The sequence below is a fragment of the Spirillospora sp. NPDC048824 genome, assembly GCF_043198455.1.
GTDB lineage: Bacteria > Actinomycetota > Actinomycetes > Streptosporangiales > Streptosporangiaceae > Spirillospora.
Window position 1 is genome coordinate 209,909 of the sequence record NZ_JBICUS010000005.1, and the last position, 24,120, is coordinate 234,028.

Sequence of the window (24,120 nt, forward strand, 5' to 3'; positions counted from 1 at the left end):
CGGCGGGAAGAACTTCAGCCAGCCCGCCCACACCCCGGCGCCGTAGTGGTTGATCAGCTCCACGTACTCGTTCGGCAGCCGGGTGCCCACGTCCGCGAAGACCGCTTCCCAGCCGCGTTCACCGATGTAGGGGGACTCGGGTGGTGGGACCAGGCTCAGGAGCGTGTCCAGTGCGGAATTTCCCATGCCGGGGATTATGGCGATCACCCATGACGATGTCCCCGATCCCCTGGACAGAGGCGGTGGACGACACGTCTGGCGACCGCGCCGGGTGAGCCAGGCCTCCGGGAGCGCTAATTTCGTTGACCGGCCGATGTTCCGCGGCGAGGATCGCCTTCCATGACATGGACGGCACCTGCGGTCGATCGCGGCGACTTCCCGAGCGGCGACGACGAGCGGACATCACTGGCGGCGTTTCTGGATTTCCATCGCAGCACGCTGCTGTCCAAGTGCAGCGGGCTGACCGGTGAGCAACTGGCGTCGAAGCCGGTGCCGAGCACGAGCCTGAGCCTTCTGGGACTTGTGCGGCATCTCGCCGAGAACGAGCGCTGGTGGTTCCGCCGCAGATTCGACCGGGACGAGACCGTCACCGACCTGTACTGCAGCGACGAACACCCCGACGGTGACTTCGATTTCGCGGACGCGGCCGATGCCGAGGCCGACTTCGCGACATATGCCCGCGAGGTCGATCTGGCACGCCGGACGGTGGCTGCTCGGTCGCTGGACGAGGAATTCCCCGGAAGGGGCGGCACTCTGACTCTGCGCTGGGTGTACCTGCACATGTTCGAGGAGTACGCACGCCACAACGGTCATGCCGATCTGCTTCGCGAAGCCATCGACGGCACCACCGGCGAATAAGACCTGGCGCTGACGGGTGACGTCGTCCGCGCCGTCCTGCGTGATGTCAGTGGCGTTCGGCAGAATGAGCGGCGGCGAGTCAGTACAGGGGCGGAGCGATTGCAAGGGTGCGGTGAAGGACTTCGCGGGCGTGTTCGAGACCCATCTGACGGTGCTGCCCCCGCGCCCGTCGGAGGACGGCGATGAGGTGATCCGCCGGTGGGCGGCGCGCCACGAGATGAAGTACACCAGGATTCTCCTGGAGCAAGGCAGAACCCCCGACCAGCCGATGCTCAGTTACCGCGGGCCGGGGGTACTCACCATGCAGCAGGCGCAGGCGCGGGAGTGGGTGCAGCGGCTGCGCGTGGAGGGGGTCGGCGTCACCCGGGTGAAAATCGAGGCGGCGCCCTGGAACGCGGACGTCCCGCAGACCGCGCAGGAGTGCGCGGCGCTGCCGCCGGAGTGCTACTTCGAACACCACGTGAAGCTGGTTCTGGCCGGTGCGGACGAGCTGACCGAGGTGCGGGAGCTGGGCCGGAGCCACGCGGCGCACCTGTCGTGGAACGCACGCCGGATGGTGGGCGGGGGCCGCCATGAACGCTTCGTCACCCAGCGGTGCCGGCGGGTCGGCCGTCCGGAAGCGCGCCGGAGACTGACGGCCCTGCTGGACGATCTCGCCCGAGCCGGGCACACGCCCGTGGAGGTCGAGGAGGAGTTCGTGGTGCACGACGACAACCCGGGCATCGACGCCGGGTGGGCCGGCGGCCCGGAGACCGGTACATGAACGGCGACCGGGAGAGCTCGGCGCGGCGCCGCGCGGCACACCGCGCGGCGCTGGATCATGTGCTGGGCCTCGTCGCGGGTGCCGAATGGTGCGCGAGCCTGGTCCTGCGCGGCAGCATGAGCATGTGCGCGTGGGCGGGGAACCTGGCGCGCGAGCCGGCCGACCTGGATTTCGTGGTGCTTCCGGAATCGACCTGGCGTCCTGATGAACTGGATCCCTATCCCTATGTGGACCGGTTCGACGTCGTCCAGCAGTGGCCTGAAGCCGCCTGGGGCGCGACTGAGTACGACATCTGGATGGACGGGGAGGAAGAGTTCGAAACGCGCGGGCTGCATCCTCGTGTCTCCCCGGACGGTCTGCACTGGGAGATCGACGCCACGCCGGCGGCCCCGCCGTATGGTGACCTGCTCGACCTGCTGCGGCAGCGGCCGAGAGCGGCCCCGGACGTGATGATCCAGGCGGACCACGCTCAGGTGGACGGCGACTGGGGATATGCCTACAACGACGCCGGCGGGGATGAAACCGCCGGGAGCCGCGTGATCATCCCGTGGCGGGCGGAGGGACTGCCCCCGGGGCAGGTGCAACTCGACTTCGCCGCGGACGAGCGGCTGCCCGAACCCCCTGTGTGGAGCCTGGTGCCCCGTGCGGACGGCCGCGCACCGGCGGTCCTCAGGACGGCGAGCCGGGAACTGTCGCTGGCCTGGAAGCTGCTCTGGCTGCAAACCGATGCCGCGACCGGCACGAGATCGCGGTCCAAGGACCTGTACGACGCCGTCTTGCTGGCCGAAGACGATCGCACCCGGCTCGCCCCGCACCTCCTGCGCACGGTTTTCCGGCGGCGGGCCACCGACGACTTCGAACTGGAAGCCATCAGGCTCGAGGACACGGACTGGGCGGCATTCACGGCCGAGCATCCCCGCGTCCACGGAACCGCCCGGCAATGGCTTCAACGGCTCGGCACGGCCCTCGCGCCGATGCTCGCCGTCCGCGACGAGACCGACTGAAGACGATCTTCGCGGACGAGGTACCGCTGGAGGAGTACGCACGCCACAACGGCCACGCCGACCTGCTGCGCGAAGCCATCGACGGCACCACCGGCGAATAGTCGCCTCCGGTGCGCCTTCGTCGCCAGCGGGTAGGGGGCGGGCAAAGGATCGCGCCGGTACCCCCGTTCGGGGGTGGCGTGGGTCACTCGGTGTGGCGACGATTCGTTGTACCGGGTGTCCGTGCGGCTTCGAGGAGAGACCATGCCCGCAGTCGAGTTCCGTGCGGCGCGCGACTTCCTGCTCGCGCATCGCGATGACTACGCGACCGCGTACGAGAAGTTCCGCTGGCCGGTCCTGACCGGCTTCAACTGGGCGCTGGACTGGTTCGACAAGATCGCCGAGAGCAACGACTCGCCCGCGCTGTGGATCGTGGAGGAGGACGGCTCGGAGGCCAGGTACTCCTTCTCGCAGCTGTCGCGGCGGTCGAACCAGGTGGCGAACCTGCTGCGGCGGTCGGGGGTGCGGCGCGGCGACCGGATCATCCTGATGCTCGGCAACCAGGTCGAGCTGTGGGAGACGGTACTGGCCGCGATGAAGCTCGGCGCGATCCTGATCCCGAGCACGCCGCTGCTGGGCACGGCGGACCTCCAGGACCGGCTGACGCGCGGCAAGGCGCGTCATGTCGTGGTCGGCTCGGGCGACACCGGCAAGTTCGACGGCGTCGAGGGCGAGTACACGAAGATCGCCGTGGGCGGCGCCGTGGACGGGTGGGTGCGCTACGCCGACGCCTACGAGGAGGCGGAGTCGTTCACGCCCTACGGCCTGACGATGTCGCAGGACACGCTGCTGCTGTACTTCACGTCCGGAACGACGGCGAAGCCCAAGCTCGTCGAGCACACGCACGCGACCTACCCCGCGGGCCACCTGTCGACGATGTACTGGATCGGGCTGCGACCCGGGGACGTCCATCTGAACATCTCGTCGCCGGGGTGGGCGAAGCACGCGTGGAGCAACGTCTTCGCGCCGTGGGACGCCGAGGCGTGCGTGTTCATCTTCAACTACACGCGGTTCGACGCGGACCGGCTGCTCGACACGATCGAACGGTGCGGCATCACGAGTTTCTGCGCGCCGCCGACGGTGTGGCGGATGCTGATCCAGTCCGATCTGGGACGGCTGGCGACGCCGCCGCGGGAGGTCGTCGCGGCGGGCGAGCCGCTCAACCCCGAGGTGATCGAGCGTGTCCGGGACGCGTGGGGCCGGACGATCCGGGACGGTTTCGGGCAGACCGAGACGACCGTGCAGATCGCCAACACGCCGGGCCAGCCCGTCAAGCCGGGTTCCATGGGACGCGCCGCGCCCGGCTACAAGATCGCGCTGATCGACCCGCTCACCGGGCAGCCGGGCGACGAGGGTGAGATCTGCCTTGAGCTGGAGGACCCTCCGCTCGGGCTGATGAAGGGCTACCACGGCGACGACGCCCGCACCGAGGAGGCGATGGCCGGCGGCTACTACCACACCGGCGACATCGGCTCCCGGGACGAGGACGGATACATCACCTATGTCGGGCGGGCCGATGACGTGTTCAAGGCGTCCGACTACAAGATCTCGCCGTTCGAGCTGGAGAGCGTGCTGATCGAGCACGAGGCGGTGGCGGAGGCCGCCGTGGTTCCGTCGCCCGACCCGGTCAGGGCCGCCGTCCCGAAGGCGTACGTGACGCTCGCGAACGGCTGGGAGCCGAACGCGGACACCGCGAAGTCGATCTTCGAGCACAGCCGGGCGCAGCTGTCGCCGTTCAAGCGGATCCGGCTGCTGGAGTTCGGCGAGCTGCCCAAGACGATCTCCGGCAAGATCCGCCGCGTCGAGCTGCGGACCAGCGAGATCGACAAGCACCCCGGCGCGGCTCCCGGTGGGGGGACGACCCCCCACGCCCCCCGGAACGGCGTGGAGGACCGCCCCGCCGGCGAGTACCGCGAGGAGGACCTGCGGTGACGCTCTCCTACGCCTCCGGAGTCTCGGCCACCCCGCTCCTCGGCGACACCATCGGCGCGAACCTCGACAAGACGGTCGCCGCGTTCTCCGAACGGGAGGCGCTCGTCGACAGGGCGTCCGGGCGCCGCTGGACGTACGAGCAGTTCAACGACGATGTCGACGCCGTCGCGCTCGGGCTGCGCGGCCTCGGCGTCGTCAAGGGCGACCGGGTCGGGATCTGGGCGCCGAACTGCGCCGAGTGGATGCTCGTCCAGTACGCCACGGCCAAGCTCGGCGCGATCCTCGTCAACATCAACCCCGCGTACCGGGTCCACGAACTGGAGTTCGTCCTCAACCAGGCGGGCATCCGGACGCTGGTGGCGGCGTCGTCGTTCAAGACGTCCGACTACGCGGCGATGATCGAGGAGGTCGCGCCGAAGTGCGCCGCGCTGCGCGACGTGGTGCTCATCGGCACCCCGGAGTGGGACTCGCTCGTCGAGTCGGGCCGGGCGGGTGACGCGTCCGTCCTCACCGGGATCGGCCGGACGCTCAGCACCGACGACCCGATCAACATCCAGTACACGTCCGGGACGACGGGCTTCCCCAAGGGCGCGACACTGTCGCACCACAACATCCTGAACAACGGCTACTTCGTCGGCGAACTGTGCGGCTACGACGAAGAGGACCGCATCTGCGTTCCGGTGCCGTTCTACCACTGCTTCGGCATGGTGATGGGCAACCTCGCGTCGACCAGCCACGGCGCGTGCGTCGTGATCCCGGCGCCGGCGTTCGACCCGAAGGCGACGCTGGAGGCCGCCGCGGCCGAACGCTGCACGTCGCTGTACGGGGTGCCGACCATGTTCATCGCCGCGCTGGCCGAGCCGTCGCTGGACGAGCTCGACCTGTCCGCCCTCCGCACCGGGATCATGGCCGGGTCGCCGTGCCCCGTCGAGGTGATGAAGCAGGTCATCGAGCGGCTCGGGATGAGCGAGGTCGCGATCTGCTACGGCATGACGGAGACGTCGCCGGTGTCGACGCAGACCCGCGCGGGCGACTCCCTCGACCGGCGCGTGTCGACGGTCGGGACCGTCCTCCCCCACCTGGAGATCAAGGTCGTCGACCCCGACACCGGCGTCACCGCCCCGCGCGGCCAGCCCGGCGAGTTCTGCACGCGCGGCTACTCGGTGATGCTCGGCTACTGGGACCAGCCGGACAAGACGGCCGAGGCCGTCGACGCGGCCCGCTGGATGCACACCGGCGACCTCGCGGTCATGGACGACGACGGCTACGTCAACATCACCGGCCGGATCAAGGACATGGTCATCCGGGGCGGCGAGAACATCTACCCGCGCGAGATCGAGGAGTTCCTCTACACCCACCCCGACATCGTGGACGCGCAGGTCATCGGCGTCCCGGACGAGAGGTACGGCGAGGAGCTGATGGCGTGGGTGCGGCTGCGCGAGGGCGTGCCGGACCTGACCGCCGGGGAGCTGCGCGCGTTCTGCGAGGGCAAGCTGGCCCACTTCAAGATCCCGCGCTATGTGCATGTCGTGGACGAGTTCCCGATGACGGTCACCGGGAAGGTCCGCAAGGTGCAGATGCGGACCGAGGCCGTCGACATCCTCGGCCTGGACGACACCGAACACGACTGAGCGGCCCGGTCGCCGGGCGCACGATGACCAGCCGGCCCCGAAGCGAGCCGGGGGGCCTCCCCCCACATTGAACACACATGAGTTTTGGGTTGGCGGACCCTTTCGTGGCAGGTCCCGGGCGGGGCATGCTCTGAGGATGGGTGCGCCTACTCCGGGTGGCCTGAAAGGTCGTCCTCCCAGAATGTCGCGTGATGACGCGGGTGCCGTCCGGTCGGCCGTGCTGACGCTGCAGCGAACGACCGGTCTGCCCGTCGTCTTCGGCGGTGCCGTGTCCGGCGGCGGGCAGGACCGCCTGCGCATCACCGAACTCGTCGGCAACACCACCGACTCGCTGAACGGCCTGGTCGTCCACCACGGCAACGGGCTCGGCGGCAAGGCGATGGCCACGGGACGCCCGCTGTGGGTGAGCAACTACCCGTGCTCGGCGTCGATCAGCCACGACTACGACAAGCCCGTCGGCCGCGAGGGGCTGCTGTCGATCGTCGCGGTCCCGATCGTCGTCCGGCGGCGCGTCCGCGGCGTGCTGTACGGGGCGCTGCGGGAACCGCTGTCGCTCGCCGACCGTGTGGTGGGCTCCGCCGTCCAGGCGGCCCGCGACCTCGAACAGGACCTCGCCGTCCAGGACAGGGCGGACGAGGCGCTCGCCCGCACGCCGCCGGGCACGTCGACCGCCCGGTGGGAAGAGGTCAGGGCCGTGCACGCCGAGCTGCGCGCCCTGGCGGAAGAGGTTCTCGACCTGCCGACCCGCGACCGGCTCCGCGCCGCGTCGCTGCGCCTGGCCGCCGCCGGGCTGGACGAGCCGGACGATCCGCCGCGGCCCGTGCTGTCGCCGCGCGAGCTGGACGTCCTGTCGTATGTCGCGATCGGCTGCACCAACGCGGAGGCCGCCGAACGTCTCGGCCTGCTGCCCGAGACGGTGAAGAGCTATCTGCGTTCGGCGATGCGCAAGCTCGACAGCCACACCCGGCTGGAGGCCGTCACCACCGCACGCCGCGCCGGTCTTCTCCCCTAGATGTGCTATCTCGGGAGATTGGTGCCGTCTGTGGGGCTCAGAGCGTGTCGTTGAACTCTTGGTGGAGGTCGGGGAGGAAGGAAGGTGGTTCAACTCGGCGGCACACTGGAAGACCAGGTCGTACCCGAAGGTGGAGCCGAGCACCTTCGAAGTGACGTGGGGCAACGTGGAGTCACCCAGCTTCTGAGTCGCATCACCTTGATGACCCAGCGGATCACCCGCGGCGGCAAGCACTGCACCGACCGCTGGCACAGGAAAGCCCCACCGTCGACCTGACGCCGACGGCACAGAGGCGCGGGCGGGAGCGGTCAGCCGGTGCGCAGGCGTGCGGTTTGTTCGATGCCGACGTCGGTGGTGCGCCGCAGGTAGCGCTCGATCACGGTGAGCTCGTCGTCGGTAAAGCCCTCCAGTGCCTGGTCGAAGGCTTTGCCGGGGGTGTCCCAGGCCGCTTCGATCTCAGGGGTGCGGCCGCGGGTGAGGGTGACGAGCATCTTGCGCCGGTCATGGGTGTCGGTGTGGCGCTCGGCCAGGCCGGCCTTTGTGAGGCGGTCGACCAGGCGTGTGGCCGATCCAGAGGTCAGACCGGTCAGCTCCGCGATCTCGCCGGTGGTGCGGGGTCCGGGTTCCAGGGCGAGCAGGCTTACGCACTGCAGGTCGGTGGGGTGCAGGCCGAGGTGTTCGGCCATGGCCTGGTTGAACAGCGTGTAGGCGGCATGGTGGCGCCGGGCCGTCGTGGTTACCGCCCTGACCAGCTCGTTACGGGTTCGGTTTGACATGAAAGCGCCCTCGTGTCCTACTTATATCTGCGTCGCGCAGATAATGTGCGGTGCAGATTCTTTTGTAGCACAACCCCGGGAGAACCCATGACCACCCACACCCCAGAACAGCTTCGCGCCCTATACGACCGCTGGAGCGAGCTGTGGCGCGGCGACTTCAGCCACGCCGAAGAGATCCTCGACCCCGGCTTCGTCGTCCACCAGGCCCGCCCCGACGGCAGCGACTCCGAGGCCCTCACCGGCCCTGCGCGCCTGCTGCCCGAGATCGAGCAGACCATGGCCGCCTTTGGCGACATCGCCATCAGCGTCGACCTCGGCCCGATCGTCGACGGCGACCTGATCTCCGCCCGATGGACCATGCGAGCCACCTACAGTGGTGGCATCCCCCAGGCCACCGCCCCCATCGGCACGAAGATCTCCTTCAGCGGCAACGACATCCTGCGCGTCCGCGACGGCCGGTTCGTCGAGTACTGGACCTGCACCGACATCCTCGACGGTCTGTCCCAGCTCGGCGCCATCTCCGGCCCCAACGGTCCTGCCCACCACTGACAGACGCGGCCATTCCAAGGCGCCTCCACGGGGCGCCCCGTCACCGCGGCATCGCCGTCGCTGCACCGTCACCGAAACACTCTGGCCCCGTCGGCGACGGGGCCAGAGCCACGAAGGCCACAGGTCAACGAATCAAAATGCTCACTCAGAGCCGCCAATCCGATGGGCCGATATGGCGAGGCATCCCAACGCCCCGCTGACGCCGGAAGGGCGTCGCCGACTCTGTGAGCGCGTGGACGCCGGGCGTCCGATCTCGCACGTCGCGGCCGAAGCCGGGATCTCCCGCCGCTGCCTGGCCAAGTGGTACGCCCGCTGGCGCGCGCACGGCGAGAACGGGCTGCTGGATCACTCCTCGCGTCCACACGCGAGCCCGGCCCGCACCAGCGAGACGCTCGCCGATCTGGTAGAGGCGCTGCGGCGGCAGACCAAGCACGGCCCTGCCCGCCTCGCCGCTGACCTTGAGCGGCTGTACGGCGTCACTATCGCGCCGGCCACCGTGCACCGCATACTCGTCCGTCGCGGCCTCAACCGGCTCCGCGACCTCGACCCTCCGACCGGCGAGGAACTGCGCGAGGTCATCCGCTACGAACACGAGCGCGTCGGCGACCTGATCCACGTCGACGTGAAGAAGCTCGGACGCATCCCGACCGGCGGCGGCTGGTGCATGCACGGCGTCGGCACCGACGCGGCCCGCGCCTCCAAACGCACCGGTCAGGGCACCGGCAAGGTCGGATACACCTACCTGCACTCGGCGCTCGACGACCACTCCCGGCTGGCGTACACCGAGGCCCTGAACGACGAGAAGGCCGTCACCGCGGTCGCCTTCTGGCACCGCGCCGTCGCCTTCTTCGCCGCCCACGACATCACCCCGATCCGCCGCTGCCTCACCGACAACGGCTCGTGCTACCGGTCCACGACCTGGGCCAACGCCCTCGCCGCGACCGGCACAAAGCACAAGCGGACACGGCCCTACACGCCGCGCACGAATGGGAAGGTGGAGCGCTATAACGGGACGCTCGCCCGCGAGTGGGCGTACGTACGCGGCTACACCTCCGAACACGAACGCCGCGTCGCGCTCGCCGAGTTCGTGAACTACTACAACCACGACCGGCCCCACGCCGCCCTCGGGGGCCGACCGCCCATCAGCCGGACCGCCGGGAGCGACTACCGCCTCGTATTCGACCAGCCGCCCGAACCGCTCCTCGACATCCCGCAGCAACTCACGTTCGAGGACTTCGTGTAACCAATGTCCCGAGACACCACACCTAGACACCAGCCCAAGCCCCAACCCCGCGACGACCGAAGCCGCCGCGATCGCGTCCGAAGGCGGGGAACTGCAAGAAAAACCGCGGGGCCGCGCGATTCTTCCGGCGGATCCAGCCCGGCGACGGGGTCAGCATCGCGGATGGCGGACGTCGTCCATGACAGATCGGCCCCCGTGGCGCACTGCCTGGACGGAACGGTCACCACTCGCCGGCTGCGCCGGGCCGTGATCGCACGGCCGTCCCGCCTCGTTCCCGGGCAGGGACGTCCGACCCCCGAATTGCACTCGAAACCGTAACACCTCGGCGAACAGAGTTGTTCATGGTTAATCGATTTCGTCATGCGCCACAGGCCCGTTGATAGCTTGTGGGGGTGGACTCCGACGGCTTCACCTCGCTGCCGCGCGGGCGCCATCACCTCACCCGCGAACAGGTCGCGGCCTCCCAGCGGGACCGTCTGCTCCAGGGCATGACGCAGACGGTCGGGGAGAAGGGATACGCCCGCACCTCCGTCGCCGACGTTCTCAAGCGGGCGCACGTGTCCCGCGAGACGTTCTACGAGCATTTCACCGACAAGCAGGCGTGTTTCCTCGCGGCCTACGAGGCGGCGGCGGAACGCATCATGGGCGTCGTCAACGACGCGCTCGCGGCCCGCGACCAGCCGCTGATGCTGAGGCTGGAACGGGCGCTGCGCGCCTACCTGCGGGAACTCGCCGGCGACGCGGGCGCGGCCCGCACGTTCCTGCTGGAGATCTACGCGGTGGGGCCGGCCGCGACGACCATGCGCTGCACGGTGCAGAGCGGCTTCATCGAGATCATCGACGGGCTGCTGGCGGAGGACGAGCGGTTCCGCTCGCTGCCCGACCCGCAGTTCGCGTGCCGGATGCTCGTCGGCGGGGTGGCGTCGCTGGTCACCGGGAAGGTCGCGATGGGCCAGCACGCCGCGCTCCCCAAGCTGTGCGCGCCGATCCTGGCGCACTTCACGTCGCTCCTCGACCAGTAGGCCGCCGCCCGGCCGCGCGTCAGAACCACGTCCGGACGTAGTCGACGACGGTGGGGTGCTCGGCGTCGGCGTCGTCGACGACCGGGATCATCGTCCACTTGTCGATCGCCGTGCAGGGGTGGGACGGTCCGAGCCTGACGACGTCGCCGACCTCGGCGGAGCCGTCCGCGAGATAGGCGTGCTGGTCGTTGAGCGCGGTGATCCGCGCGCCGTCCACGGGCTCCGCGCCCTTTCCGCGGACGAGCTGCGGCTCGGGCAGCCCCGCGTCGAACGGCAGGTCGCGCCGGCCCGCGTCCAGGATCGCGAGGGCGGGTTCGGGGCGGGACAGGACGCGCGCCCAGCCGTGCATCGCCGAACGCAGCCGCGCACCCGCGCCGCCCGCGCCCCGCGCGAACGGCGAGATGCCCCGGTAGAAGCCGTCGTCGTGGACGATGTACGCGCCCGACCGCAGCACGACCCGCCCCTCCAGGCCGCCGAGGACCTCCGCGACCTGGTCGAAGAACGCGCTGCCGCCCGCCGACACGACCGGCTCGCCGGTCTCGTACTCCAGGCCCTCGTGCAGGTTCGCGAGCCGGCGCAGGTAGGCGTCGACCGTGCCGCGCCCCTCCTCGGACGCGTCGTGGGCGAGGGCGCCCTCGTAGCCGGCGATCCCGGCGAGCCGGAGGGTACGGGCCTTGCGGACGGCGTCCGCGACCGTCCGGGCGTCGCCATCGTCCCGGACGCCCATGCGCCCGCCCGGCCCGCCGAGTTCGACGCACACGTCCACCTGGCGCTGGGCGCGGGCGAGGCGCAGCGCCTCGTCCATCAGCTCGACCGCGCGGACCGAGTCGACCCAGCACTGGAACTCGAACTCGGGGTTCCCGTCCAGCTCGGCCGCCAGCCACGCGAGACCGGCGGGGTCGAGGACGGTGTTGGCGAGCAGGACGCGGCGTACGCCGAACGCGCGGGCGACGCGGAGCTGCGGCAGGTTCGCGAGCGTGATGCCCCACGCGCCGGCGTCCAGCTGCATCCGCCACAAGGCCGGGGCCATCGTCGTCTTGCCGTGGGGGGCGAGGTGCAGTCCGGCCGCGTCCGCCCACTCCGCCATCACCCGGACGTTGTGGTCGAGGGCGCCGGCGTCCAGGGTCAGCAGCGGCGTCCCGAAGTCGTCCAGCGGCAGCCGAGCCCGGCGGGCCTCGCCGACCGTCAGCCCGTGCGCGGACGCCGGGATCGCCTTGAACCGCCAGTCGAGCCGCTCGTCGCCGAGCGCGTCCACGGCCTTGCCGTCGATTCCCACTTACGACCTCCCGTTCGAGACCGCGCCGTGCAGGCGCCCCGTCGCCACCGGTTCCAGTGTGACGAGGACCGCGATCGACCCGATGACCGGCAGCGCACGGCGGCCCGCACCGACGGGCATGCCGCGGGCGAGACCGAGATCACCCGAGTGGACCAGCAGCGCGGCCGAGACCGCGAGCGCGACGAGGACCAGCACCGACACCGGCCCGATCCCGGGGCCGCGCTCATCCGTCCGCCGATTGTGCCGATTGTGATCCCATAGCGCTCTCCTACCCCCTCAAAACACCGATAGCGTGGGGGTTGTGGAGGTTGATGTGGCAGGTGGGATATCCCGCCGCAAAGCTCTCTGGTTCTTGGGTGCGTTCACCGGCCTCACCGCCCTCGGCGCGGACACCGCCCGTCCACAGGACGGCTCCGGTGCGGCGTCGGCGGAGACCACTCCCCGTGCACGGCCGGTCATCCATCCGACCCCGACTCCGACCCCGACTCCGACCCCGACTCCGACTCCCCGTCCCGCAGCGTGGTCGCCGGCGAAGCTGACCGCGCTGGAGAAGCCCGTCCGGGAACTGTCGCAGCTGTCCCCGGCGCCGCCGCCGAACTCGATCGCGCTGACCCTCGACGACGGCCCGCACCCCGAGTGGACGCCGCGGATCCTCGACCTGCTGGCCGAGCAGCGGGTCCACGCCACGTTCTTCATCGTCGGCGAGCAGGTGAAGGAGTACCCGAAGCTCACCCGCCGCATCGCCGACGCCGGGCACCAGATCTGCAACCACACCGAGACGCACCCGATGTCCATCGCGAGGATGTCGGAGAAGAAGGTCCGCAAGGAGATCGTCGACGCGCACGACCGGATCGCCGACGCCACCGGCGTCGTCCCGCAGTTCTTCCGGTCGCCGGGCGGCGCCTGGTCCAAGACCGTCCTCGAAGTGACGGCCGAGAGCGGCATGCTGCCGATCGACTGGGCCGTCGACCCGCGCGACTGGGCGCGTCCGGGCGTCCGGCGCATCCGCAAGGCGCTGCTCAAGGGCAAGGACGGCAACATCCTGCTGTGCCACGACGGCGGCGGCGACCGCTCCCAGACCCTTGAGGCCCTGGAAGACGCCATCCCGAAGCTGAAAGAACGCGGCCTCACCTTCGTCGCCCTCTGACCGCCGGGCGCATGCTCGCCATCCCGGCCGCGCTGTCCGAGATCCCCGGAACCGTCGGCTCTTGCCCGGACGGGTTCGCGGTGCCCCGGTCCCACATCGCGACCATCGGGTGCCTCCGCCGCGACATGGCTCCGAACGGCGTCCCGAGGTGCACTCAGGTACACCCCGCCTTCGGGTTGCGGGCACACTGTGGTCGAGGACGCCCGCCGGAAGACTGGAGTCCGACGGCAAGCGACCTGCGGAGGAACCGGTGAACGGCGAATTGGTGAAAGAGACGCGGCTGCAACGGCACATGAGGACCCCGTGGCGGGGGCTGGCACTCTTGCTGCTCGGCATCCCGGCCACGCTCGTGGGCCTGTGGTTCCTCACGGTCATCTCGATGATCACGAGCTTCATCGGGGTGCTGCTGTTCCCGTCCGCGACGATGCTCATGCGCACCCAGCTCGACGCGTACCGCGCCCGGATCAACAAGTGGACGAACGTCAGGATCGAGCGGCCCTACCTGCCCGAGCCCGCCGAGGAGCCCGGTCTCAACGGCATCATCAAGCGGTTCGTGCGGCTGCTCACCGACCCGGCGACCTGGCGCGACTACCTGTGGGTGGTCGCCGACCCGGTGGTCGTCTGCTTCACCGCCGCGCTGCCCGGCCTGCTGATCCTGTACGGGCTGTGGGGGTACGCCCTCGCGGCGTTCGCCGGCGGGATGATCGGCCGCGCCGGCGGCTACGACTGGTACACTTGGATCCCCGTCCATTCCGGCTACGACGGCGACCCCGAGCGGATCGCGTCCACCGTCGTCGTCGCCACCGTCTGCATCGCCGCCGGGTTCGCGATCGCGCCGAAGATGATGACCGTGTACGGGCGCTGGGGGAAGCTGATCCTCGGCCCGACCAGGAAGTCGGAGCTGGCGCTGCGCGTCCGGCACCTCACCGAGACCCGGTCGGAGGCCGTGGACGCGTCCGCCGCCGAGCTGCGCCGCATCGAGCGCGACCTGCACGACGGCGCGCAGGCCCGCCTCGTCGCGATGGGGATGACCCTCGGCGCGATCGAGCACCTGCTCGACAAGGACCCCGAGAAGGCCCGGTTCCTGCTCGCCGAGACCCGCGCGTCGTCGGCGAAGGCGCTGCACGAGCTGCGCGACCTCGTCCGCGGCATCCACCCCCCGGTGCTCGCCGACCGCGGCATCGGTGACGCGGTCAAGGCCCTCGCACTCGACCACCCGCTGAAGACCGAGGTGGTCGCCGACCTGCCCGCGCGTCCCGAGCCGCCGGTCGAGTCCGCCGCCTACTTCGCGGTGTCGGAGATCCTCACCAACGCCGCCAAGCACTCCGGCGCGTCCCGCGTCTGGGTCGACATGCGGCACGAGAACGGGATGCTGCGGATCACCGTCACCGACGACGGCCGCGGCGGCGCCACGCTGGACGGCGGCACGGGCCTGCGCGGGATCGAGCGCAGGATCGGTACATTCGACGGCGTCCTCGCCCTCAGTTCACCGGTGGGCGGCCCGACGATCGTGACCATGGAGCTGCCGTGCGAGTTGTCATCGCCGAAGACCTCGCCCTCCTGAGGGAGGGGCTGGTCAGTCTTCTCGAGACGCACGACTTCGAGGTCGCGGCCGCCGTCGACAACGGCCCCTCGCTGCTGAAAGCACTTCTCGACCACCGCCCGGACGTGGCGGTGGTCGACGTGCGTCTGCCGCCGTCGTTCACCGACGAGGGCCTGCAGGCGGCGCTGGAGGCGCGCCGCCAGGTCCCGGGCATGCCCGTCCTGGTGCTGTCGCAGTACGTCGAGCAGCTCTACGCGCGGGAGCTGCTCGCCGACGGCAGCGGCGCCATCGGCTACCTGCTGAAGGACCGGGTGTTCGACGCGGCGCAGTTCGTCGACGCGGTCCGCCGGGTCGCGGCGGGCGGCACGGCGATGGACCCCGAGGTCATCTCCCGGCTCGTCGCCACCAGCACCCGCGACACGCCGCTGGGGCGCCTCACCCCGCGCGAGACGGAGGTCCTGGAGCTGATGGCGGAGGGACGCTCCAACGCCGCGATCGCGGAACGGCTCGTCGTCACGGAACGGGCGGTGACCAAGCACACCGCGAACATCTTCTCCAAACTCGACCTGGCCGTCACCGGCGACGACAACCGGCGCGTCCTGGCCGTTCTCGCCTACCTCAACCGCTGAGCGGGCCACCCTCGGCTTCCCTCTCCGCCATATCGGTCTATCCGGGCCCGCGCCGGGTGAAATAGGTTGCTCGGCGAGATGGCCCCGGGAGGGCGCGATGACGGTGATTCTGGTCCTGCTCTGCTTGGCGATCGCCGGGCGCGAGCTGTATTCGGCGTTCGAACGCAAACGCTCGCCGGGCGCGCCCGAGATCGCCGACATCCGCACCCAGCTCCGCGCGCTGAAGGGCACGCGGGACGAGCTGGAGGGCTTCCGCGCGTCCCAGCGGGAACGGCTGGACCGGCTGACGCGGGAGCAGGACCGCGACCGCGAGGCGCTCGGCGAGGCCGACGCCCGGATCCGGTCCCTGATCGCGCAGATCAACGACCGGATGGTCCCGGACGTCAACGACCGGCTGAACCTGCAGCGGGAGACCGCCGACCTGCAGCGCGCCGCCATGGAGCGGCTGGCCGCCGATATCGCCGGGTTCCGTGCGCACCTGGTCGGACGGCTCGACCAGGCCGTCGCCGCGTCCCTCGGCGCCGCCCCCGCCGACATGGTGGCCGGGGCCGTCACCGTCCGGCCGTCCGCGGTGCGGCCCTCGCTGACCGGCCCGTACGAGCGGTTCGCCGAACGGCACGGGCTGCGCGTCGAGCTGACCGACCGGGACCGCTACTACCTGTCGGGCCACAGTCCCCGTGTCCTGGAACGCGAGTTCACCGACCTGGTGCAGGGGCTGCGCACCAACTGTGCGACCTCCGTCGAGGAGGCCCGGCCGCTGCTGGACGCCCTCCGCGACACGGACCGGGGCGGTGTCCAGATCGGGCCCCTCGTCATCGTCCGGACACCGGAGTCGCTGGTCTGCGGGGTACTCCCGCTCGCCGAACTGCTCCGCCCCGGAAGCGCCGGGCTGCTGGACGACCCGGCCACCGCCGCACGCCGCCTCCACCGGCTCCCCGAAGGCCGCTTCTGCGACGTGACCGCACTCGCCGCCCGCGACCCGTCCGGGTGACGCGACCGGCCGCTCAGCGGGTGGGGGCCGTCCAGGTGAAGGCGGGCGGGCGGCGTTCCAGGAACGCGGCGGTGCCCTCCTCGAACTCGCCGACGGCGGCCATCTCCTCCAGCCACCACCGCGTCCTCTCCGCGACGGGGCCGGCGGCGGCGATGGCGTCGACGATGTCCTTCGTCGCCTGCTGGGTGAGCAGGGAGCGGGACGCGAGGGTCCCGGTGAACTGGTCGACCCGCTTGCGCAGGCCGTCCGCGGGGACGACCTCGTCCAGCAGCCCGATCCGCAGCGCGTGCCCGGCGTCGATCAGGTCCGCGGAGTACAGCAGGTACTTCGCGGCGGACGGGCCGACGAGGCGGACGAGACGCGTCGTCGCGGTGGCCGGGTAGACGAGGCCGAGCTTCGCCGGGGTGACCCCGAAGCGGGCGCCGTCCGCCGCGAACCGCAGGTCGCAGGCCGCCGCGAGCTGGCAGCCGCCGCCGACGCAGTACCCCTCGATCGCCGCGAGCGTCGGCTTCGGGAACGCGGCGAGGGCCTGCTCGGCGACCGTCGACAGGTGCGATTCGTCGTCGCGGTGGATGTCGGCCAGCTCGGAGATGTCGGCGCCCGCGCAGAAATCGCCGCCGGCCCCGGTCAGCACCACGACCCGCACGCCCGGGTCCGCGGCGAGGCCGTCCAGGATGCCGGGGAGTGCCCGCCACATGTCCGCCGACATGGCGTTGCGCTTGGCCGGCCGGTCGATCGTGATCGTCCCGACCCCTTCGGCGACCTCTGCGTTGAGCCCGGCGGCCATCGTCCCCCCTATGCTTCGACGCGGCTCATCGTACGAAGGTCTGTTCACCAGGATGATCCCCGGGGTGGTCTTCGACGCTTCTCACGTGGTCTCCTTGGAGACGCACGTCTGCGCCACAGGGGGGCCGCATGAAAGTCATCACGGAACTCCGGGAATGCGAAACCGTCCCGGAGTGCTGTATTGTCGAGACAGCGTCTTCAAGTTGCCACGATTGGCGGCGAGGTCGCTTCTTCCCCGCCCGGGCCATCTGAGAGCTCGGTGATCCCCGGTTCGGTACGCGCGCAGACCGGCGTTTCGAACCGCCGCACAAGGGAGTCGACGTCAGCCCGGTGAACGGAGCTGCATCTCTCACATTTCTCTCGCGTACGCGCCGCGGGTTCCGCCGCCGTACACGGGATTCGACCCCGGGCCGCGCGGAGTGTTCCGCACCGGCCTGAGAAGGGACCCACATGTCCACTTCCACCCTCACCACAGAACGGCCCGCCGCCGAGCGCCGCGCCGATCACAAGTCGCAGGCGCACGGTGTGCCCGCACAGGGCGCCCGGAAGAGCGGGCGCCAGGGACGGCGCCCCGCCGATGAAGGGCCGGTCGTCCCGTTCCACGGCATCCTCGCCGTCCAGGACAAGCACGCGTTCGTCCGCACCTCCGGCTACCACCCCGGGCAGGAGGACGTCCACGTCTCGCTCGCCCAGGTCAACTCCAGCAACCTGCGTCCCGGCGACGCCGTCACCGGCACCGCGAGGCCGCCGAAGTCGGGCCGCGACAAGTTCCCCACCCTCGCCGCCGTCGAGACCGTGAACGGGGTGACGCCCGCCGAGGCGGCGAACCGCCCCGAGTTCGGCATGCTCACGCCGCTGTTCCCCGACGAGCGGCTGCGCCTGGACACCGGCCCGCTCGCCACCCGCGTCATCGACCTGATCGCACCGATCGGCAAGGGGCAGCGGGGGCTCATCGTGTCGCCGCCCAAGGTCGGCAAGACGATGGTCATGCAGGCCCTCGCCAACGCGATCGCGGAGAACAACCCCGAGGTCCACCTCATGGTCGTGCTCGTCGACGAGCGTCCCGAGGAGGTGACCGACCTGGAGCGGTCGGTGCGCGGCGAGGTGATCCACTCGACGTTCGACCGTCCGGCGAAGGACCACACGGCGCTCGCCGAACTGGCCATCGAGCGGGCCAAGCGCCTCGTCGAGCAGGGCCACGACGTGGTCATGCTGCTCGACTCGATCACCCGGCTCGGCCGCGCCTACAACCTGGCGGCGCCGTCCAGCAGCCGCATCCTGGCCGGCGGTGTCGCGACGACCGCGATCTACCCGCCGAAGAAGTTCTTCGGCGCCGCCCGCAACATCGAGAACGGCGGCTCGCTGACCATCCTCGCCACCGCGCTGGTGGAGACCGGGTCCCGCATGGACGACGTGTTCTTCGAGGAGTACAAGGGCACCGGCAACATGGAGCTGAAGCTCGACCGGAGCCTCGCCGACCGCCGCATCTTCCCCGCCGTCGACATCGAGGCGTCCGGCACGCGCCGCGACGAGCTGCTCATGTCCCCCGAGGAACTCGCGCTCTCCTGGCGGCTGCGCCGCGCCCTCCAGGGCCTGGACAGGCAGCAGGCCGTCGAGCAGCTCCTGGAGAAGATGAAGGGCACCTCGTCCAACGCCGAGTTCCTCCTGCGCCTCCAGCAGTCGACCTGACGGGACGTCCAGGCGACTCGTCTCAGCCCCGCTCCGGACGGAACGAATCCAGGACCTTGTCGTAGAGGCGCTGGCCCGGCGTCCACCCCCGGTCGGGCGCGTAGAAGCAGAACTCGTACCCCTCCGCCCGGCTGCACAGCACATGCCTGACGCCGTTCTCGTACGTGCGGGTGACCTCACCCCTCCAGGTGAACTCCCATTCCGCCGCGCCGGCGATGACCTCGGGGGCGGCCTGGAGCCGCAGCCGCCGGTATCCGGGGTAGCGGTGCTCCGCCGCGGCCTCCCGTTCCACGGCGCGCAGCCCGGCCAGAGGGTCGCCCGGCGCCGGGGAGATGCGCAGCCCCCGCCCCGTGCGGACGTCCTTCCAGCGCATCACCGGCCCGTACCGCTCGGCCTGCCAGCCCGCCGGGACGCGCACCGAGTAGCCGCCCGCCTCCCTGTACTTCGTCGTCTTGGCCGTCACACCCGCCGCCGGACGCAGCGCGACCGAGTCGCCCTTGCCGATCGCCGTCCACCGGGCCGCCCACGTGCCGGTACCGGCCGCGAGGACGGCGAGCACCGCCACACCGGCGACGGCGCCCGGCCGGACCCTGCGCCCCGCCGCCAGTGCCGGGACGCGCGGCCTCCACCGGACACGCCGCTCCGGCACGGCCCGCTGCGCCGAATGACGCGGGGTCCACGCGTCGCGATGCCGCCACCAGCCGCGGACTCGCCGTGAACCGCACGGAGGCGTGCCGCCCTGCGGGTCGCCGGGCGGTTTCGCACCGCGCAGCGCCCACGGGACGCGCGGCCCCCGGAACACGCGCACACGAGAGCGTTCCGCGTCCCGCGACACCCACGCGGCGCCCGCCGCGGCCCACGGCGCACGACGGCGGAGCACGAACCGCCGCGCGGAGAAGCCGCGCAGGTCGTGCGGGACGCGACGCAGCGTCGCCGGCGTGGCGCCCGGTTCGGGGACGGTCCCGATCACGTCCTGCAGCAACTCGGCGGTCGCTTCGGCCGTCAGGCGGTCTTCCGGACGCTGACGCAGCAACCCTTCGATGACGGGGGTGAGCGGCCCGGCCCGTACAGGACGCGCATAGTCGCCCAGCAGGACCGCCATCATGGACGCCAGCGCGTGGCAACGCAGGAACGGCGAGAAACCCTCGACCGCCGTGTAAAGCGTCGCGCCCAACGACCACAGGTCGGACGCCTCCACGCCCGGCAGTCCGTTGACGCGCTCCGGCGGGAGGTAGGCGGGAGAGCCCTCGATCCCCGCCGGCATCGTGTCGGCGGTCCGGTGGTCGCCGACCATGTGGACGGCCAGGCCGAAATCGGTGAGCAGGACCCTTCCGTCGTCGCAGGCCAGGACGTTGCTGGGTTTGACGTCGCGGTGCAGGATTCCCGCGGCGTGCGATGCGCGGAGCACCGACAGGACCGCCGCGCCGATCTCCGCCGTCCGGCGCACGCCGAGTGGGCCGTCCTCGGCGACGAGGCGGTTCAGGGAGCACGACTCAAGGAACTCCATGACGATCCAGGGACGGCCGTCCTCGATGATGAGGTCGTGGACGGCGACCACGCCCGGATGTCTCAGCGCGGCGGTGGCCCGCGCCTCGGTGAGCAGGCGCCGGCACATCACCCGGCGTTCGCCCTCCGTGACGCGGCCGGGGAGGCGGACCTCCTTGACCGCGACGTCCCGGTCCAGCATCTCGTCGTAAGCCCGCCAGACGGTGCCCATGCCGCCCCTGCCGACCACAGAGAGCAGACGATACCGGCGCGCGAGCGGTATCAGCCGATCCCCATTCATGCCGGAGTTAATCGCCCGGACGCGCTCAAGGCACGCTCCCTCGGCATCAATCATTTCTTGACCGGTGCCCGCCGGGGAAAAAGTGCCCGGACGTGGTATAACCCCAAGTGTTTAGCCGAGGACGCTCCGGGCCCATTTGTAGTCGGATTTGCCGACGGCCGTGCGCTGCACCTCGTCCACGACCTTGATCTGGCGCGGCAGTTTGTAGCCGGCGAGGCGGCCGCGGCAGTACCCGGTCAGTTGCTCGAGCGTGACCTCCGCGCCCGGCCGGGGCGCGATCAAGGCGGCGACGCGCTCGCCGAAACGCTCGTCCGGCAGCCCGACGACGACCGCGTCGTACACGTCCGGGTGGTCCTTGAGCGCGACCTCGACCTCCTCCGGATACACCTTCTCCCCACCCGTGTTGATCATGAGTGAGCCCCGGCCGAGGAGCACGATCGTCCCGTCCTCCTCCAGGGAGGCGAAGTCGCCGGGGATCGACCAGCGGGTGCCGTCCGCGTCGGTGAAGAACGTCGACGCCGTCTTCTCCGGGTCGTTGTAGTAGCCGATCGGGATGTGGCCGCTGCGGGCGAGCCTGCCGATCTGGCCGGGCGCGACGGGCTTCAGATCGTCGTCCAGGACGGTGATGCCCGGCTTCATCATGAACCGGGCCGTCCCCTCCTTGCCGCCGACGGAAGGGCCGCACGCACCCGTCTCCGACGCGCCGTAGTTGTCGAGGAACATGATGTTCGGCAACTGCGCCTGCAGTGCCTGCTTCGCACCCTCGGTCAGCGGGGCGCCACCGGACGCGACCGCCATCAGCGAGGACGTGTCGTAATCGCCGGCCGCCAGCGCCTTCGCGACAGGCCGCGCCATTACGTCACCGACGAGCATCAGCACATTCGCCTGTTCTTCGGCGAGCAGCCGGAGCGCCTTGTCCGCGTCGAATGCGTGGTCGGTGTAAAGGACGACTTTGGCGCCGCTGAACAAACCCATGAACGCGACCCACTGACCGGCGCCGTGCATGACGGGTGCGCAGTCGAGGACGGCCATCGGCGGCTGTTCGGCGTTGGCGGCGAGTTCTTCCGGGCTTCCGATCGGGTCGCCGAGGACGTTTCCGCCGCCGAGCGCGCCGAAGAAGATGTCCTCGCAGCGCCATTCGACGCCCTTCGGGTAACCCGTCGTACCGCCCGTGTACATGATGTAGCGGTCGTCGTTGGAGCGTTCGGGGAAGCCGTCGCCCGGATCGGCGTCCGCGAGCGCCTTCTCGTACTCGGCCGCGCCGGGGATCTCGTCCGCCGCCCCGTCCTCCAGCACCACGACATGCCGGAGCTTCGGCAGATCCGCGCGGATCTCCTCCGCCTTCGCCAAGAGCGAACGCTCCCCGATGAGCGCGACAGAGTCGGAGTCGGACAGGACGTGCCGCAGCTCCGCGGCGACGTACCGGAAGTTCACCGGCACCGGCACGGCCCGGATCTTGAACGCGCCGAGCATCGCCTCGATCCATTCGGCGCGGTTGTGGGCGAGGATCGCGACATGCTCGCCCGGCCGCACACCGGCCCCCGCGAGATGGTGGCCCACCCGGCTCGCACGCTCGTTGAGCTGGGCGTATGTGCGCCGCTCGTCCCCCGCCACCAGCGCGGAACGTCCGGGCCCGGCCGCGGCCAGGATCTCCAGGAGGTCGGCCAGGTTGTAGCTTCGCACCATGCACGTCCTCGCATGTCGGGGTGGGGACCTGAACCCGATCCTCCCTGCCGCGGGACGGCGAACTCAATCCTTGTTGTAATCCAGTCCAATGAGATGGGTCACATCGGCATCCCCGGCCGGGGCGCCTGATCCGGCCACGCCGTCGGTCCTTACACGGCTCTTATCCGGGTACCGGCATGCTTGGCCGTAACGATTCAGCATCAGACGGGGGTAGTGGTGAGCGCAGGTGCGATGGCGTGGACCCCGCCGACGTGGGAGGAGATCGTCAGCGAGCACTCGACCAGGGTGTTCCGGCTGGCGTACCGGCTGACCGGCAACCGGCACGATGCCGAAGACCTGACCCAGGACGTCTTCATCCGGGTCTTCCGCTCGCTGTCCTCCTACAGTCCGGGCACGTTCGAAGGCTGGCTCCACCGGATCACGACGAACCTGTTCCTCGACCGCGCGCGCCGCAAGCAGCGCATCCGGTTCGACTCCCTCGGAGACGAGGCCGCCGAACGCCTGCAGGGCCGCGAACCGACCCCGCAGCAGGCCTATGACGACCGGCACCTGGACGCCGACATCCAGAAGGCACTCGACGGCCTGGTTCCCGAGTACCGGGCCGCCGTCGTCCTGTGCGACATCGAGGGCCTGTCCTACGAGGAGATCGCCGCGACGTTGAACGTCAAGCTCGGCACCGTCCGCTCCCGCATCCACCGGGGCCGGGCCCAGCTCCGCGACGCCCTGGAGCACCGCCGCCCGGCCGAGGTCACCCAGAGCTGACGCGAGAGTGACGAGCGTCACTAGTGACCGGTGAGTAACTTCTGATTACTCTCGGCCCGTGGACATCGTTTTCGAACGCCGCGGCGACGGGCCGCCCCTCGTCCTCCTGCACGGAATCGGCCACCGCCGGCAGGGCTGGTCCCCCGTCATGGACCTGCTCGCCGCCGAACGCGACGTCATCGCGGTCGACCTGCCCGGTTTCGGCGACTCCCCGCCCCTCCCGCCCGGCACCCCGTACACCATGGACACCGTCCTGACCATCCTCTCCAGGACGCTCGACGACCTCGGCCTGGAGAAACCGCACGTCGCGGGCAACTCCCTGGGCGGCCTGTTCGCCCTCGAAGCCGCCGACCGCGGCCTCGTCAGCTCCGCCACGGCCCTGTCCCCGGCGGGCTTCTTCAACGCCCTCGAACTCCGCTACGCGGCGTCCGTCCTGCGCGCGTCCCGCCTGGGCGCCCGCGTCCCCGACACGCTCCTCACCCGCCTGGCCCGCTCCCCACGCCGCCGCACCGCGATGTTCGGCATGGTCTACGGCCGACCCGACCTGATGGACATCGAGGCCCTCACCGGCGACGCCCGCGCGATGCGCGACGCCCTCGGCTTCGAACCCACCCTCCGCGCCGGCCGAACCACCCGCTTCCTCGGCTCCTGCGCGGACGTCCCCGTCACGATCGCCTGGGGCACCAAGGACCGCCTCCTCCTGCGCAGCCAGGCCATCCGCGCCCAGCGCCGCCTCCCCCACGCCCGCTTCGTCTGGCTGGAGGGCTGCGGCCACGTCCCCATGTCCGACGACCCGCCCCAGGTCGCCGGGGTCCTCTTGGAGGGCAGCGCCCACCCCCTCCAGGGCAGCCACCCCCGATCCGCCGCCTCCTGAGCCTCAGCGGCCCGCAACCCGGCGCCTCGCCCGCCCTTCGATCCGGTGGGCGGGCCGGTTCGCCGTGGCCGAACCCGGATCACCCGAACGCCTCGGCGGGTTCGACGTGGTGCGGGATGATG

The 24,120-nt window shown here is 70.7% G+C and carries 21 protein-coding genes and 2 pseudogenes; 17 read left to right on the forward strand and 6 right to left on the reverse strand.

The features are described from left to right. The first annotated feature begins 339 nt into the window (after positions 1–339). From ACGFIS_RS12185 to ACGFIS_RS12215, 7 genes and pseudogenes are all read left to right on the forward strand, one after another. Positions 340–858 (forward strand): DinB family protein, encoded by a 519-nt coding sequence (locus ACGFIS_RS12185; RefSeq protein ID WP_392909345.1) that lies wholly within the window; start codon positions 340–342, stop codon positions 856–858. 112 nt (positions 859–970) lie between these two features. Next, positions 971–1,621: a hypothetical protein gene (locus ACGFIS_RS12190; protein WP_392909347.1), complete on the forward strand. Its 651-nt coding sequence runs from the start codon at positions 971–973 to the stop codon at positions 1,619–1,621. Next, positions 1,618–2,625: a nucleotidyl transferase AbiEii/AbiGii toxin family protein gene (locus ACGFIS_RS12195; RefSeq protein ID WP_358456048.1), complete on the forward strand. Its 1,008-nt coding sequence runs from the start codon at positions 1,618–1,620 to the stop codon at positions 2,623–2,625. Before ACGFIS_RS12190 ends, ACGFIS_RS12195 begins: the two co-directional genes overlap by 4 nt. Positions 2,626–2,651: 26 nt before the next feature. Continuing rightward, positions 2,652–2,726: pseudogene (locus tag ACGFIS_RS12200) on the forward strand (DUF664 domain-containing protein); the annotation flags it as partial. A gap of 142 nt (positions 2,727–2,868) precedes the next feature. Then, positions 2,869–4,596, forward strand: coding sequence for an AMP-binding protein (locus ACGFIS_RS12205; RefSeq protein ID WP_392909350.1), 1,728 nt, complete (start codon positions 2,869–2,871; stop codon positions 4,594–4,596). After that, positions 4,593–6,227 carry an AMP-binding protein gene (locus ACGFIS_RS12210; RefSeq protein ID WP_392909352.1) on the forward strand — a complete coding sequence of 545 codons (1,635 nt, stop codon included), beginning with the start codon at positions 4,593–4,595 and terminating at the stop codon, positions 6,225–6,227. The genes ACGFIS_RS12205 and ACGFIS_RS12210 overlap by 4 nt, the downstream gene beginning before the upstream one ends. A 181-nt stretch (positions 6,228–6,408) precedes the next feature. Beyond that, positions 6,409–7,239, forward strand: a complete 831-nt coding sequence (locus ACGFIS_RS12215) for a response regulator transcription factor (protein ID WP_392909354.1) — start codon at positions 6,409–6,411, stop codon at positions 7,237–7,239. A 308-nt stretch (positions 7,240–7,547) separates the two neighbouring features. Here the strand turns inward: ACGFIS_RS12215 and ACGFIS_RS12220 are convergent, their stop codons facing one another. Then, the gene (locus ACGFIS_RS12220; RefSeq protein ID WP_392970580.1) at positions 7,548–8,015 is read right to left on the reverse strand and encodes a MarR family winged helix-turn-helix transcriptional regulator; all 468 of its coding nucleotides are present in this window, start codon (positions 8,013–8,015) and stop codon (positions 7,548–7,550) included. An 87-nt stretch (positions 8,016–8,102) separates the two neighbouring features. On the opposite strand from ACGFIS_RS12220, the gene ACGFIS_RS12225 reads away from it, so the two are divergent. From ACGFIS_RS12225 to ACGFIS_RS12235, 3 genes are all read left to right on the forward strand, one after another. Continuing rightward, positions 8,103–8,564 (forward strand): ester cyclase, encoded by a 462-nt coding sequence (locus ACGFIS_RS12225; RefSeq protein ID WP_392909358.1) that lies wholly within the window; start codon positions 8,103–8,105, stop codon positions 8,562–8,564. Between the two features lie 172 nt (positions 8,565–8,736). Then, entirely contained in the window at positions 8,737–9,807 is a 1,071-nt protein-coding gene (locus ACGFIS_RS12230; RefSeq protein ID WP_392909360.1) for an IS481 family transposase, read from the forward strand. A 392-nt stretch (positions 9,808–10,199) separates the two neighbouring features. Further along, positions 10,200–10,829 (forward strand): TetR/AcrR family transcriptional regulator, encoded by a 630-nt coding sequence (locus tag ACGFIS_RS12235; RefSeq protein ID WP_392909362.1) that lies wholly within the window; start codon positions 10,200–10,202, stop codon positions 10,827–10,829. A gap of 19 nt (positions 10,830–10,848) precedes the next feature. Here ACGFIS_RS12235 and ACGFIS_RS12240 read toward each other — a convergent pair whose 3' ends face one another. Together ACGFIS_RS12240 and ACGFIS_RS12245 are read right to left on the reverse strand one after the other, a co-directional pair. After that, complete coding sequence (locus ACGFIS_RS12240; RefSeq protein ID WP_392970583.1) at positions 10,849–12,105, reverse strand: amino acid deaminase; 1,257 nt, start codon at positions 12,103–12,105, stop codon at positions 10,849–10,851. Next, positions 12,106–12,306, reverse strand: coding sequence for a hypothetical protein (locus ACGFIS_RS12245; protein ID WP_392909366.1), 201 nt, complete (start codon positions 12,304–12,306; stop codon positions 12,106–12,108). A gap of 112 nt (positions 12,307–12,418) precedes the next feature. Between ACGFIS_RS12245 and ACGFIS_RS12250 the strand changes: the two genes are divergently transcribed. The 4 genes from ACGFIS_RS12250 to ACGFIS_RS12265 all read left to right on the forward strand — a co-directional run bounded on the left by ACGFIS_RS12250 (position 12,419) and on the right by ACGFIS_RS12265 (position 16,415). Beyond that, a complete protein-coding gene (locus ACGFIS_RS12250; protein ID WP_392909368.1) occupies positions 12,419–13,252 on the forward strand; it encodes a polysaccharide deacetylase family protein in 834 nt (277 codons plus the stop codon). Positions 13,253–13,502: 250 nt separating this feature from the next. Then, positions 13,503–14,816 (forward strand): sensor histidine kinase, encoded by a 1,314-nt coding sequence (locus tag ACGFIS_RS12255; protein WP_392909370.1) that lies wholly within the window; start codon positions 13,503–13,505, stop codon positions 14,814–14,816. Continuing rightward, positions 14,780–15,424 (forward strand): response regulator, encoded by a 645-nt coding sequence (locus ACGFIS_RS12260; protein WP_392909372.1) that lies wholly within the window; start codon positions 14,780–14,782, stop codon positions 15,422–15,424. The genes ACGFIS_RS12255 and ACGFIS_RS12260 overlap by 37 nt, the downstream gene beginning before the upstream one ends. 97 nt (positions 15,425–15,521) lie before the next feature. Beyond that, positions 15,522–16,415, forward strand: coding sequence for a hypothetical protein (locus ACGFIS_RS12265; protein WP_392909374.1), 894 nt, complete (start codon positions 15,522–15,524; stop codon positions 16,413–16,415). Between the two features lie 13 nt (positions 16,416–16,428). Here ACGFIS_RS12265 and ACGFIS_RS12270 read toward each other — a convergent pair whose 3' ends face one another. Continuing rightward, complete coding sequence (locus tag ACGFIS_RS12270; protein ID WP_392970586.1) at positions 16,429–17,202, reverse strand: enoyl-CoA hydratase/isomerase family protein; 774 nt, start codon at positions 17,200–17,202, stop codon at positions 16,429–16,431. A 563-nt stretch (positions 17,203–17,765) separates the two neighbouring features. On the opposite strand from ACGFIS_RS12270, the pseudogene rho reads away from it, so the two are divergent. After that, positions 17,766–18,890, forward strand: a pseudogene (gene rho / locus ACGFIS_RS12275) (transcription termination factor Rho); the annotation flags it as partial. A 22-nt stretch (positions 18,891–18,912) separates the two neighbouring features. Here the strand turns inward: rho and ACGFIS_RS12280 are convergent. Together ACGFIS_RS12280 and ACGFIS_RS12285 are read right to left on the reverse strand one after the other, a co-directional pair. Next, positions 18,913–20,730, reverse strand: a complete 1,818-nt coding sequence (locus ACGFIS_RS12280; RefSeq protein ID WP_392970589.1) for a serine/threonine-protein kinase — start codon at positions 20,728–20,730, stop codon at positions 18,913–18,915. A gap of 57 nt (positions 20,731–20,787) precedes the next feature. Next, the gene (locus tag ACGFIS_RS12285) at positions 20,788–22,362 is read right to left on the reverse strand and encodes an acyl-CoA synthetase (RefSeq protein ID WP_392970592.1); all 1,575 of its coding nucleotides are present in this window, start codon (positions 22,360–22,362) and stop codon (positions 20,788–20,790) included. Positions 22,363–22,593: 231 nt separating this feature from the next. Here ACGFIS_RS12285 and sigE point away from each other — a divergent pair, with 231 nt between their 5' ends. Beyond that, entirely contained in the window at positions 22,594–23,124 is a 531-nt protein-coding gene (gene sigE / locus ACGFIS_RS12290) for an RNA polymerase sigma factor SigE (RefSeq protein ID WP_392909789.1), read from the forward strand. 58 nt (positions 23,125–23,182) lie between these two features. Beyond that, on the forward strand, positions 23,183–23,998 hold the full coding sequence (locus ACGFIS_RS12295; RefSeq protein WP_392909382.1) for an alpha/beta fold hydrolase: 816 nt from the start codon (positions 23,183–23,185) through the stop codon (positions 23,996–23,998). The last annotated feature ends 122 nt before the right edge of the window (positions 23,999–24,120 follow it).